Raw genomic sequence first — 12,187 nt, forward strand, 5'->3', positions numbered from 1 at the left:
CGGGCAGTCGTGCCTCCCCCAGTGCCTGAACGGCCTGGGAGGTACCCCCAGGCGGCACGGGTGGGCGCAGCGGCACCCCGCTCCGCCGGGCTGCGTCCCCACCCCCCCCACCCCCCTGGCGCCCGCCTCCGCGCCGGGTGACCGGGGAACGCCGGACCACTGCCCGGCGTCAGGAACCGACGTTGCTACTTCTTCCCGGCGTCCTCCACCGGAGGTGTCGGCGGAGCCGTCGGTCGCAGCTTCAGCCAGGTCAGGAAGAACACACCCAGGACCAGCATCCCCACCCCGGTCCACAGATTGATGTTCACCCCCTGCGCCTTGTCGATGTCCTCGTCGGACGCCACGAGGCCCGCGATCGTCACGATGACGCCGTAGATCACGAACAGCCCGCCGATGATCCGCCGGATGTCGAACAGCCGCGCGGCGGTGACGGACTTGGTCTCCAGCTCGGAGACCTCGTCCTGCACGTTCTTGTCGGAGTAGGAATCAGACATGCTCTCTCAATCCTCCCGCGATCAGAACGAGAACGGGATGTAGCAGGCGGCGGCCAGGACGACCGCCCCCCAGCCCAGCAGCGCCGGCTTGCGGTACCACGCGTCGTCGCCCTTGGCCGGCGGCTCCGCCATGCCGGGGGAGGTGGTGCCGTAGACCAGGCCCTGGAGGTCGGCGGTGGGCTTCGGCGCGGTGAACAGGGACACCACGACCATGACCACCGCGCCGGCGACGAAGCCCGCGATCGCGGAGACGAAGTTGGCGCCCTGGTCGGAGGGGATGTCGATGATGCCCTGCTTGTAGATGACGAAGTAGTTCACCATCGCGGCGGTCGTGCCCGCGATCAGGCCCCAGAAGCCGGACTTCATCGACGCCCGCTTCCAGAACATGCCGATGATGAAGACCACGAACATCGGCACGTTGAAGAAGGAGAAGAGCGTCTGGAGGTAGCTCATGATGTTGGAGAAGGAGGAGGCCAGGAACGCCGTGCCGATCGAGGCCAGGACGCCGATCACCGTGATCAGGCGGCCGAAGCGGACGTAGTAGCCGTCCTCGCGGTCCTTCACCACGTACTTCTGCCAGATGTCGGTGGTGAAGACGGTGTTGAAGGAGGAGATGTTGGCCGCCATGCCGGCCATGAAGGCGGCCAGCAGGCCGGTCACCGCGATGCCCAGGACACCGTTGGGCAGCAGTTGCTGCATGAGGTACGGGATCGCGTCGTTGTACTGGAGGTCCGAGCCGGGGGTGCCGATCTTCGGGACGAGGACCGCGGCGACCAGGCCCGGGATCATGACGACGAAGACGATGAAGATCTTCGGGAAGGCCGCGATCAGGGGCGTGCGCTGGGCCGCGGAGAGGTTCTTCGCCGACAGGGCGCGCTGGACCTCGGCGAAGTTCGTCGTCCAGTAGCCGAAGGAGAGGACGAAGCCGAGGCCGAGGACGATGGTCAGCCAGTTGGCGCCCAGGGGGTTCTCGCTGCCGATGCCCGTGCCGCCCCACGCCGTCATGAAGTCGGAGCCGTGGGACTTGGAGAGGGAGTCGGACAGGCCGTCCCAGCCGCCGACCTTCTTCAGGCCCAGGATGGTGATCGGGATGAGGCCGGCCAGGATCACGAAGAACTGGAGTACCTCGTTGTAGATGGCCGAGGAGAGGCCGCCCAGGGTGATGTACGCCAGGACGAAGAAGCCTGCCACCACGATGGCCACCCACTCCGGCCAGCCGAGGAGCGCCTCGACGACGATCGCGAGGGCGTAGAGGTTCACGCCGGCGATCAGGATGGCGGCGACGGCGAACAGGGCCGAGCTGAGCAGGTGGGAGGCCTTGTCGAAGCGGAGGAGGAGGAACTCCGGGACCGAGCGGACCTTCGAGCCGTAGTAGAACGGCATCATCACCAGGCCGAGGAAGACCATCGCCGGGATGGCGCCGATCCAGTACCAGTGGGTCGTGTAGACGCCGTACTGGGCGCTGTTGGCGGCCATGCCGAGGATCTCGGTGGCGCCCAGGTTGGCTGCGACGAAGGCGAGGCCGGTGACCCAGGCGGGCAGCGAGCGGCCGGACAGGAAGAAGTCCAGGCTGGTCTTGACCGAGCGGCGGGCGGCGAAGCCGATGCCCAGGACCACCACGAAGTAGATCCCGAGGATCGTGTAGTCGAGCCAGTTGGTGGGGAGTCGAAGCTCTGCGGCTAGATATGTGGAGCTTGTGGGGGTTTGCATTAAGCACTCGCTTCGTTCGCGAACTGATCCGCAGCGGAACCTACGCCTCCGCGTTCAGTAATTGAACACTTCCGGTGATGAACTTTGTTGGATTGTGATGTGCCGTGGGGATGGTGGGTTGTGATGTGTTATGTTTGATTGTGTTGAGTGTGCGTTCTGGTGACCCTCGTGGGTGGGTGCAGAGGAGTGCGGCAGTGAAGAAGACCTCGACCCGGCTGGCCGACGGCCGTGAGCTGGTCTACTACGACCTTCGCGACGACACCGTGCGCGACGCCGTGGACCGCCGTCCGCTGGAACGGACCGTCACCACGTCCGAGGTGCGCCGCGATCCGCTGCTCGGCGACTCGGTCGCCGTCGCCTCGCACCGGCAGGGGCGCACCTACCACCCGCCGGCCGACCAGTGCCCGTTGTGCCCCTCGGCCGGGGAGCGGCTGAGCGAGATCCCGGACTCGTCGTACGACGTGGTGGTCTTCGAGAACCGATTCCCCTCGCTGGCCGGCGACTCCGGCCGCTGCGAGGTCGTCTGCTTCACCTCCGACCACGAGGCCTCCTTCGCCGACCTGAGCGAGGAGCAGGCCCGGCTCGTGCTCGACGCCTGGACGGACCGCACCTCCGAGCTGTCCCATCTGCCCTCCGTGGAACAAGTCTTCTGCTTCGAGAACCGGGGCGCCGAGATCGGTGTGACGCTGGGTCACCCGCACGGGCAGATCTACGCCTACCCGTTCACCACCCCCCGCACCGCCCTGATGCTCCGTTCCCTCGCCGCCCACAAGGACGCGACGGGCGGGGAGAACCTGTTCGACGCCGTGCTGGAGGACGAGCTGGCCGGTGAGCGGGTCGTCCTGGAGGGTGAGCACTGGGCGGCCTTCGTGCCGTACGCGGCGCACTGGCCGTACGAGGTGCACCTCTACCCGAAGCGGCGGGTGCCCGATCTGCTCGGGCTGGACGAGGCGGCGCGCACAGAATTCCCCAAGGTCTACCTGGAACTGTTGAGGCGCTTCGACCGGATCTTCGGCGAGGGGGAGCCGCCGACGCCCTACATCGCGGCCTGGCACCAGGCCCCGTTCGGGCAGCTGGAGGAGTTCGAGGGTGTGACGCGGGACGACTTCGCGCTGCACCTGGAGCTTTTCACGATTCGCCGTACGTCCGGCAAGCTGAAGTTCCTCGCGGGCTCCGAGTCCGGCATGAACGTGTTCATCAACGACGTGCCCCCGGAGCACGCGGCCGAGCGACTGCGAGAGGTAGCGAGTTCATGAGCGGGAAGTACCTGGTGACAGGTGGTGCGGGATACGTCGGCAGCGTCGTCGCCCAGCACCTGGTGGAGGCCGGGCACGAGGTGGTCGTGCTCGACAATCTGTCGACCGGCTTCCGTGAGGGTGTGCCGTCGGGGGCCTCGTTCGTCGAGGGCGACATCCGCGACGCCGCCAAGTGGCTGGACGCCTCGTTCGACGGCGTGCTGCACTTCGCCGCCTTCTCCCAGGTCGGCGAGTCGGTCGTGAAGCCCGAGAAGTACTGGGACAACAACGTCGGCGGGACCATGGCCCTGCTGGAGGCCATGCGGGGCGCAGGCGTGCGGCGGCTCGTCTTCTCGTCCACGGCCGCCACGTACGGCGAGCCCGAGCAGGTGCCGATCGTCGAGTCCGCGCCGACGAGGCCCACGAACCCCTACGGCGCCTCGAAGCTGGCCGTCGACCACATGATCACCGGCGAGGCGGCGGCCCACGGGCTGGGCGCGGTCTCGCTGCGGTACTTCAACGTCGCGGGGGCGTACGGGGAGTACGGCGAGCGCCACGACCCCGAGTCGCATCTCATTCCGCTGGTCCTCCAGGTGGCGCAGGGCCGCCGTGAGGCCATCTCTGTCTACGGCGACGACTACCCGACGCCGGACGGCACCTGCGTGCGCGACTACATCCACGTCGCCGACCTGGCCGAGGCCCACCTGCTGGCCGTGGCGGCCGCCACCCCGGGCGAGCACCTCATCTGCAACCTGGGCAACGGCAACGGCTTCTCCGTCCGCGAGGTCGTCGAGACCGTGCGGCGGGTGACGGGCCACCCGATCCCCGAGGTGGTGGCCCCGCGCCGGGGCGGCGACCCGGCGGTCCTGGTGGCGTCGGCGGACACCGCCCGGGAGAAACTGGGCTGGAACCCGTCCCGCGCGGACCTCGCGGGGATCGTGTCGGACGCGTGGGAGTTCGCGCAGCGGCGCGCGGGCTAGTACTTACCGCAGTTACCGGAAGGGCGAGGGGTCAGGGCATGGGCGAGGCTGTCGCGGGGACCGTCGGCGAGCGGTTCCTGGAGCTGTACGGGGCGGAGCCGGAGGGGGTGTGGGCGGCGCCGGGCCGGGTGAACCTCATCGGGGAGCACACCGACTACAACGACGGCTTCGTGATGCCCTTCGCCCTGCCGCACCAGGCCGTCGCGGCCGTCTCCCGGCGCGAGGACGGCATCCTGCGGCTGCACTCGGCCGAGATCGGCGCCGACCCGGTCGAGCTGCGCGTCGCCGACCTGACCCCCGGCTCGGACAAGTCCTGGACCGCGTACCCCTCGGGCGTCGTCTGGGCGCTGCGCGAGGCGGGGCACGAGCTGACCGGCGCCGACGTCCACCTGGCCTCGACGGTCCCGTCGGGCGCGGGGCTCTCGTCCTCGGCGGCCCTGGAGGTCGTCGTCGCCCTGGCGCTCAACGACCTGTACTCCCTCGGCCTGCGCGGCTGGCAGCTGGCCCGGCTGTGCCAGCGCGCCGAGAACGTCTACGTGGGCGCCCCGGTCGGCATCATGGACCAGACGGCGTCGGCCTGCTGCGAGGCGGGCCACGCCCTGTTCCTCGACACCCGGGACCTGTCCCAGCGCCAGATCCCCTTCGACCTGGCCGCCGAGGGCATGCGCCTGCTGGTCGTCGACACCCGCGTCAAGCACTCCCACAGCGAGGGCGAGTACGGCAAGCGCCGCGCGGGCTGCGAGAAGGGCGCCGCGCTGCTCGGCGTCGACGCGCTGCGCGACGTGCCCTACGCCGAGCTGGACGCGGCACTGGAGCGGCTGGGCGACGAGGAGGAGGTGCGCCGCCTGGTCCGGCACGTGGTGACCGAGGACGAGCGCGTCGAGCGGGTGGTCTCGCTGCTGGAGTCCGGCGACACCCGGGCCATCGGCCCCGTCCTCGTGGAGGGCCACGCCTCGCTGCGCGACGACTTCCGCATCTCCTGCCCCGAGCTGGACCTGGTCGTCGACACGGCTCTCGCCTCCGGCGCCCTGGGCGCCCGGATGACCGGCGGCGGCTTCGGCGGCTCGGCGATCGTCCTGGTGGAGGCCACCGACGTGGACGCCGTCACCAAGGCCGTCGAGGACGCCTTCGCGGCGGCGGCCCTGAGGCCCCCGCGCGTCTTCGAGGCGGTGCCCTCGCCGGGGGCGCGGCGGGTGGGGTGACGGGCCGCGGGTGGCACCGGTTGCGGTTCGGTCTCCTCAGCCCCACCGCTTCACCAGCGTGTACTCCGTGATCCCCGGCGGGTAGTCGGGGATCACGCACAGGACGTCGTAGCCGTGCTTCGTGTAGAAGCCGGGGGCCTGGAAGTCCCAGGTCTCCACGCGGGCGGCGGTGCAGGCGCGTTCGGTGCGGGCGGTGCGTTCCGCCTCGTCGAGGAGGGCGGTGCCGAGGCCCGCGCCCCGGCACCGGTCGTCCACCCACAGGTAGGTCACGTGCAGCCAGGTCGCCCAGGTGTGGCCGACCAGGCCGCCCGCCAGGCCGCCGGACTCGTCCAGCACCCAGACGTGCAGCGGGAATTCGCGTTCGTGAGGGGTCCCGCGCAGGGAACGCAGGACGGAGGAGGCGGCTGTGTTCGTCTCTCGCAGGCGGGTGCGCAGCAGATCGCGCCGTTCCTTGTCGACTTCTGTCACAAGACGAAACATGCGGCTCACCATAAACGCGCCGCCGAGTCAGTTCTGCAAATAGCCTTCCGCTCCCGGCGCCCGTCCGTACTCTGATGAGCAGCACCGGTGGGGGCCGGTGCCGTTCAGGGGGCGAGACAGCCGGGTACGACACCCGGGGCGGGGGTAGCGGTTACTGCATGGCGGCGGCCGTGCGGCTGCGGCGACCCGTCCCGGAGTACCGAGCACAACAGCACAGCTGGATGCGGGGCCCTGGGCGTCGTACCCGTGCCGGTGCCGTCATCCGAGGACGGACAGACGATGGGTATCCCCTGCTCCTCGCCGGAGCTCGGGGGAGGGGGTTTCGTGGTTCGTATCCGAGTCCTGGTCGTCGACGACCATCGCATCTTCGCCGAGTCGCTCGCGGCCGCCCTGGCCGCCGAGCCCGACGTCGACGTCTCCGCGGCCGGCAGCGGTCCGGCCGCACTGCGCTGCCTGGAGCGGGCCGCCTCCGAGGGGCGGCGCTTCGACGTGCTGCTCGTCGACGCCGACCTGGGCGGCCGGGTGCCCGGCGCCCGGCCCGCCGTGCCCGTGCGGGAGGGCAACGAGGACGGGCTGGTGGACGGGATCTCGCTGGTCGCCGGGGTGCGGTCGGGGCAGCCGGGGGTGCGGATCGTCGTCCTCGCCGAGAAGGACGATCCCCGGCGGGCGGCCCTCGCCCTGGGGGCCGGAGCCTGCGGGTGGGTGGCCAAGGACTGCTCCCTGTCGCGGCTGCTCAGCGTCATCCGGGGCGTCCTGCGCGACGAGACGCACCTGCCGCCCGCGCTGCTCACCGGCGTCCTGCGCGAGCTGACCGCGGCCCGCAAGCACCGCACCGAGAGCGAGCTGCTGGTGGAGTCGCTGACCCCGCGCGAGCGCGAGGTGCTGCGCTGCATGGTCGCCGGGCTCGGCCGCAAGGCGGTCGCCGAGCGGCTGTACCTGTCCCCGCACACGGTGCGCACCCACATGCAGAACGTCCTCGGCAAGCTGGGCGTCCACTCCACCCTGGCCGCCGTGGCGCTGGCCCGCAGGGCGGGAGTGGGGCCGGCGGACCTGGACCAGCCCTCAGCCGGGGATGTTGTCGAACGGGGCGGTCAGCTGGCGTAGCAGGGCCGCCAGTTCGCCGCGCTGGGCGCGGGAGAGCTCGCCCAGGATCGCCCGCTCCTGCGCCAGCAGGCCCGCCAGCGACTGGTCGGCGCGGTCCCGGCCCTCGTCGGTGAGCCGGACCAGCACGCCGCGCCGGTCACTGGGGTCGGGCAGGCGCTCGACCAGGCCCTTCTTCGCCAGCCGGTCGATCCGGTTGGTCATCGTGCCCGACGTGACCAGGGTCTGGGTGAGGAGCTGTCCCGGGGAGAGCTGGTACGGGGTGCCCGCGCGGCGCAGCGCCGTCAGCACGTCGAACTCCCACGGCTCCAACTGGTGTTCGGAGAAGGCCAGCCGACGGGCGCGGTCCAGGTGCCGGGCCAGCCTGCTGACGCGGCTCAGCACCTCGAGCGGTTCCACGTCGAGGTCCGGGCGCTCCCGGCGCCACGCTGCGACCAGCCGATCGACCTCGTCCTCCATGACGATCAGTGTAGTGGTTGTGTCGACGTGAAGTCTCTTGAGGTCAACTGTCTTGACGTCGAGATACTTTCGGGTGACGCTGGGTACCCGTCCCGCACGGACACCCTCTGGAGGCTCCATGCCCGCCACCGCCCCCACCTGGGACCCCGCCCAGTACCTGCGCCACGCCGGCCACCGCGCCCGCCCCTTCACCGACCTCCTCGCCCGGATCCCCGACCTCCCCACCGACCCGCCCCGCATCGCCGACCTCGGCTGCGGACCCGGCAACGCCACCGTCCTGCTCACCGACCGCTGGCCCACCGCCCGCGTCACCGGCTACGACAACTCACCCCGGATGCTCGAACGGGCCCGCCAGTACGCCGGCCCCACCCCCGGCGGCGGCCACCTCGACTTCGCCCCCGCCGACGCCCGGACCTGGACCCCCGACGAGCCCTGCGACCTCCTCGTCAGCAACGCCACCCTCCAGTGGGTCCCCGGCCACGCCGACCGCTTCCCCGACTGGATCGACCGCCTCACCCCCGGCGGCACCCTCGCCCTCCAGGTGCCCGGCAACTTCGACGCCCCCAGCCACCGGCTGATGCGCGAGCTCGCCGGCTCCCGGCGCTGGCGGGACCGCCTCACCGGCGTCCTGCGCCACGACGACGCCGTCCTCACCCCCGAGGGCTACCTGGCCCGCCTGACCGCCGCCGGCTGCACCGCCGACGTGTGGGAGACGACCTACGTCCACCTGCTGCCCGGCGAGGACGCCGTCCTCGACTGGGTGAAGGGCACGGGACTGCGACCCGTACTCGACGCCCTCGCCGACGACCCGGACGCCCGCGACGCGTTCGTCGACGAGTACCGGGCGGTCCTGCGCGCCGCCTATCCCGCCGAGGCGCACGGCACCCCCTTCCCCTTCCGCCGCGTCTTCGCCGTCGCGCACAAGCCCGCGGGGGAGGCGGCCCGATGATCACCGGCCTCGACCACGTGCAGCTCGCCGCGCCGCCCGGCGCCGAACAACCACTGCGCGCCTTCTGCACCGGCGTCCTCGGCATGACCGAGATCCCCAAGCCGCCCGCGCTCGCCGCCCGCGGCGGCTGCTGGTTCGAGGCCGGCCCCGTCCAGCTCCACCTGGGCGTCGAGACGACCGGCTTCCGGCCCGCCCGCAAGGCACACCCCGGACTGCGGGTCACCGGCCTCGACGCGTACGCCGCCCGCCTCAAGGCCCACGGCACGCCCGTCACCTGGGACGACCACCTGCCCGGCCACCGCCGTTTCCACTGCGCCGACCCGGTCGGCAACCGCCTGGAGTTCCTGGAACCGGACGGACCCGACCGCCGGTGACCACCGACCGCGCCGGCGACCACCCGGCCGGTCTCACACCACGCCGTCCGCGGCGAGCGCGTCGATGTCCTCCCGCGACAGGCCGAGACCGCCGAGTACGGCGCGGGTGTGCTCGCCCAGCGCCGGGACCGCCTCCATGCGCGGCGCCCGGCCGGTCGGTCCCGGCGGGGCCAGCGCCGGGACGGGGCCGACCGGGGTGGGCACCTCGTGCACGCGCCCGCGCGCGGCCAGCTGCGGGTGGTCCCACACCTCGGTGAGCGTGTTCACCCGGGCGTTGGCCACCGGCACCGCGTCGAGCAGCCCGATCGCCTCGGTACTGGTCAGCTCCGCGAACCGGGCCGCGATCACCGCGCCCAGCTCCTCGCGGTGCGCGTCCCGGTCCGCGTTGGTGGCGTAGTGCGGGTGTCCGGCGAGCTCCGGACGGAGCAGGAACCCCGCGCAGAAACCGCGCCACTCCCGTTCGTTCTGCACCGCCGTCATCACGACCTTCCCGTCGCCCGCCGTGAACGGGCCGTACGGATAGATCGTCGCGTGCGCCGCGCCCGCCCGGGGAGGCGGCGGCGCGCCGTCGAGGGAGTAGTACAGCGGAAAACCCAGCCACTCCACGGTGGCCTCCAGCATCGACACGTCCAGATGCGCGCCCCGCCCCGTACGGCCCCGTTCGAGCAGCGCCGCCAGGATCGAGCTGTACGCGTACATCCCCGCGGCGATGTCCGACACCGGGACCCCCGCCTTGGCCATCTCCTCCGGCGTGCCCGTGACCGACAGCAGCCCCGCCTCGGACTGCACCAGCAGGTCGTACGCCTTGCGGTCGGCGTAGGGGCCCGGAGCGCCGTAGCCGGAGATGTCGCACACGATCAGCCCCGGATGCGCCGCCCGCAGCTCCCGCGCGCCCAGTCCGGCGCGGGCCGCGGCGCCCGGCGCCAGGTTCTGCAGGAAGACGTCGGCATCCGCGACCAGCCGGCGCAGCAGCTCCAGGCCCCGCGGGTCCTTGAAGTCCAGGGTGAGGGACTCCTTGTTGCGGTTGACCCACACGAAGTGCGAACTCAGACCCCGCGCCCGGGAGTCGTACGCCCGGGCGAAGTCCCCCGTCCCCGGCCGCTCCACCTTGATCACCCGCGCGCCGAGGTCGGCGAGCTGACGGCTGGCGTAGGGAGCGGCGATCGCCTGCTCCAGCGAGACGACGGTGACGCCGCGCAGTGGCTGCATGTGTTCTGCCCTCGCGGACCTGGCTCGTGGGGGACCCGGCTCTCGGGGACCCGCCTTCGCGGACCCGGCGCTTGCGGACCTGACTCTCGCCTACCTAGCTCTTGCGGTGCCCGATCAGCCGCGGCTTCGGCTCCAGACCGTCCAGGCCGTGCCACGCCAGGTTCACCAGGTGCGCCGCCACCTCCGCCTTCTTCGGGCGGCGCACGTCCAGCCACCACTGGCCGGTCAGCGCCACCATGCCGACCAGCGCCTGCGCGTACAGCGGGGCCAGCTTGGCGTCGAAGCCGCGGCTCTTGAACTCACGGCCCAGGATGTCCTCCACCTGGGTCGCGATGTCCGAGATGAGCGAGGCGAACGTACCCGTCGACTGCGGGATGGGGGAGTCCCGGACCAGGATGCGGAACCCGTCCGTGTACTCCTCGATGTAGTCCAGCAGCGCGAAGGCGGCCTGCTCGCACAGCTCACGCGGATGCCCGGCCGTCAGGGACCCGGTCACCATGTCCAGCAGCCGCCGCATCTCGCGGTCCACGACCACCGCGTACAGCCCCTCCTTGCCGCCGAAGTGCTCGTACACCACCGGCTTGGACACCCCGGCCCTCGCCGCGATCTCCTCCACCGACGTGCCCTCGAAACCCTTCGCCGCGAAGAGGGTGCGGCCGATCTCCAGCAGCTGCTGGCGGCGCTCGGCACCGGTCATCCGGGTGCGACGCGCTCGCCGCGGCTTCTCGTTGCTTGGGGTGCTGCTGGAGTCGGTCGCCACGGCGTCAATCATGCCGCCTTCGCCGTGTCCTTCCGGCGGCGGGCACCGTCCTGATCCGTGTTGCGGCGCGAATCGATACGCGAGCGTGACGGCCAGCGCACGTCGTACGCCCACCCGAACTGCTCGAACCAGCGGATCAGCCGGGCACTCGAATCGACCTGGCCGCGCATCACACCGTGCCGCGCCGACGTCGGGTCCGCGTGGTGCAGGTTGTGCCAGGACTCGCCGCAGGACAGGACGGCCAGCCACCACACGTTGCCCGAGCGGTCCCGGGACTTGAAGGGGCGCTTGCCCACGGCATGGCAGATCGAGTTGATCGACCAGGTCACGTGGTGCAGCAACGCCACCCGCACGAGTGAACCCCAGAAGAACCCGGTGAACGCACCCCACCAGGACATCGTGACCAGCCCGCCGATCAGCGCGGGCAGCGCCAGGGACAGCACGGTCCACAGGACGAACTGCCGGGAGATCGCACGCAGCGCCGGGTCCTTGATCAGGTCCGGGGCGTACTTCTCCTGCGAGGTCTGCTCCTCGTCGAACATCCAGGCGATGTGGGCCCACCACAGGCCCTTGATCAGCGCGGGCACCGTCTCCCCGTACCGCCACGGCGAATGCGGGTCGCCCTCGTCGTCGGAGAACTTGTGGTGCTTGCGGTGGTCGGCCACCCAGCGGACCAGCGGTCCCTCGACCGCCATCGAGCCCGCGATCGCCAACGCGATCTTCAACGGCCGTTTCGCCTTGAAGGAACCATGGGTGAAGTGGCGGTGGAACCCGATGGTGATGCCGTGGCAGCCCAGGAAGTAGAAGAAGACCAGCAACCCCAGGTCCAGCCAGCTCACGCCCCAGCCCCAGGCCAGCGGCACCGCCGCCACCAGCGCGAGGAACGGAACGGTGATGAACAGCAGCAGCGTGATCTGCTCCAGGGACCGCTTCTGCTCACCACCCAGCGTGGCGGAGGGCGCTCCTGCGGAGTCGGCCGGCTTCGGAGCGTCTGGGATCACATCGGAACTCATGGTCATGCGCGTCCCCTGTGGGGTCGAGGGTGGGTCCGGTGCCGGGCCGCGGAACCTGCACGGTCTTCCCTACGGTTCCGTAACCTACGGCGACGTAAGTATGGCAGTGCGTGGCCGCGCGGCAAGAGCCCCAGAGCCTGCGCGTCCTGACCGACACCTATCCTGGGAGTCGGTCGGACAGCGCGGTCCGCTCTGATTACTTCCCGGACGTCCGGCCCGGT

Annotated in this window: 13 protein-coding genes; 6 read left to right on the forward strand and 7 right to left on the reverse strand. The window is 71.1% G+C overall.

Annotation, left to right across the window (positions count from 1 at the left end; genetic code table 11):
* Positions 1–185: 185 nt before the first annotated feature.
* Positions 186–494: a hypothetical protein gene (locus IE94_RS0128470; protein WP_030189829.1), complete on the reverse strand. Its 309-nt coding sequence runs from the start codon at positions 492–494 to the stop codon at positions 186–188.
* Between the two features lie 21 nt (positions 495–515).
* The gene (locus tag IE94_RS0128475; RefSeq protein ID WP_030189831.1) at positions 516–2,204 is read right to left on the reverse strand and encodes a sodium:solute symporter family protein; all 1,689 of its coding nucleotides are present in this window, start codon (positions 2,202–2,204) and stop codon (positions 516–518) included.
* 194 nt (positions 2,205–2,398) lie between these two features.
* On the opposite strand from IE94_RS0128475, the gene galT reads away from it, so the two are divergent.
* The 3 genes from galT to galK are packed head-to-tail and all read left to right on the forward strand — an operon-like array spanning position 2,399 to position 5,621.
* Positions 2,399–3,460: a galactose-1-phosphate uridylyltransferase gene (galT, locus tag IE94_RS0128480; RefSeq protein WP_030189834.1), complete on the forward strand. Its 1,062-nt coding sequence runs from the start codon at positions 2,399–2,401 to the stop codon at positions 3,458–3,460.
* Positions 3,457–4,419, forward strand: coding sequence for a UDP-glucose 4-epimerase GalE (galE, locus tag IE94_RS0128485; RefSeq protein ID WP_030189840.1), 963 nt, complete (start codon positions 3,457–3,459; stop codon positions 4,417–4,419). The genes galT and galE overlap by 4 nt, the downstream gene beginning before the upstream one ends.
* A 38-nt stretch (positions 4,420–4,457) precedes the next feature.
* Complete coding sequence (gene galK / locus IE94_RS0128490) at positions 4,458–5,621, forward strand: galactokinase (RefSeq protein WP_030189842.1); 1,164 nt, start codon at positions 4,458–4,460, stop codon at positions 5,619–5,621.
* A 36-nt stretch (positions 5,622–5,657) separates the two neighbouring features.
* Here galK and IE94_RS0128495 read toward each other — a convergent pair whose 3' ends face one another.
* Entirely contained in the window at positions 5,658–6,113 is a 456-nt protein-coding gene (locus IE94_RS0128495; protein ID WP_030189843.1) for a GNAT family N-acetyltransferase, read from the reverse strand.
* A gap of 312 nt (positions 6,114–6,425) precedes the next feature.
* On the opposite strand from IE94_RS0128495, the gene IE94_RS0128500 reads away from it, so the two are divergent.
* Complete coding sequence (locus tag IE94_RS0128500; protein ID WP_030189844.1) at positions 6,426–7,205, forward strand: response regulator transcription factor; 780 nt, start codon at positions 6,426–6,428, stop codon at positions 7,203–7,205.
* On the opposite strand, the gene tamR is transcribed toward IE94_RS0128500, so the two are convergent.
* Positions 7,164–7,661, reverse strand: coding sequence for a MarR family transcriptional regulator TamR (tamR, locus tag IE94_RS0128505; RefSeq protein WP_030189845.1), 498 nt, complete (start codon positions 7,659–7,661; stop codon positions 7,164–7,166). The genes IE94_RS0128500 and tamR overlap by 42 nt on opposite strands.
* Positions 7,662–7,779: 118 nt before the next feature.
* Here tamR and IE94_RS0128510 point away from each other — a divergent pair, with 118 nt between their 5' ends.
* Positions 7,780–8,610: a trans-aconitate 2-methyltransferase gene (locus tag IE94_RS0128510; protein ID WP_030189846.1), complete on the forward strand. Its 831-nt coding sequence runs from the start codon at positions 7,780–7,782 to the stop codon at positions 8,608–8,610.
* Complete coding sequence (locus IE94_RS0128515) at positions 8,607–8,984, forward strand: VOC family protein (RefSeq protein ID WP_030189848.1); 378 nt, start codon at positions 8,607–8,609, stop codon at positions 8,982–8,984. The genes IE94_RS0128510 and IE94_RS0128515 overlap by 4 nt, the downstream gene beginning before the upstream one ends.
* Before the next feature lie 33 nt (positions 8,985–9,017).
* Here the strand turns inward: IE94_RS0128515 and IE94_RS0128520 are convergent, their stop codons facing one another.
* The 3 genes from IE94_RS0128520 to IE94_RS0128530 form a co-directional block, all read right to left on the reverse strand.
* On the reverse strand, positions 9,018–10,193 hold the full coding sequence (locus IE94_RS0128520) for a CaiB/BaiF CoA transferase family protein (protein ID WP_030189850.1): 1,176 nt from the start codon (positions 10,191–10,193) through the stop codon (positions 9,018–9,020).
* Between the two features lie 94 nt (positions 10,194–10,287).
* Positions 10,288–10,965 carry a TetR/AcrR family transcriptional regulator gene (locus IE94_RS0128525; protein WP_030189851.1) on the reverse strand — a complete coding sequence of 226 codons (678 nt, stop codon included), beginning with the start codon at positions 10,963–10,965 and terminating at the stop codon, positions 10,288–10,290.
* A complete protein-coding gene (locus tag IE94_RS0128530; protein ID WP_030189854.1) occupies positions 10,962–11,972 on the reverse strand; it encodes an acyl-CoA desaturase in 1,011 nt (336 codons plus the stop codon). The genes IE94_RS0128525 and IE94_RS0128530 overlap by 4 nt, the downstream gene beginning before the upstream one ends.
* Positions 11,973–12,187 lie beyond the last annotated feature (215 nt).

The sequence above is a fragment of the Streptomyces violaceorubidus genome, assembly GCF_000717995.1.
GTDB classification, from domain to species: Bacteria; Actinomycetota; Actinomycetes; order Streptomycetales; family Streptomycetaceae; genus Streptomyces; species Streptomyces violaceorubidus.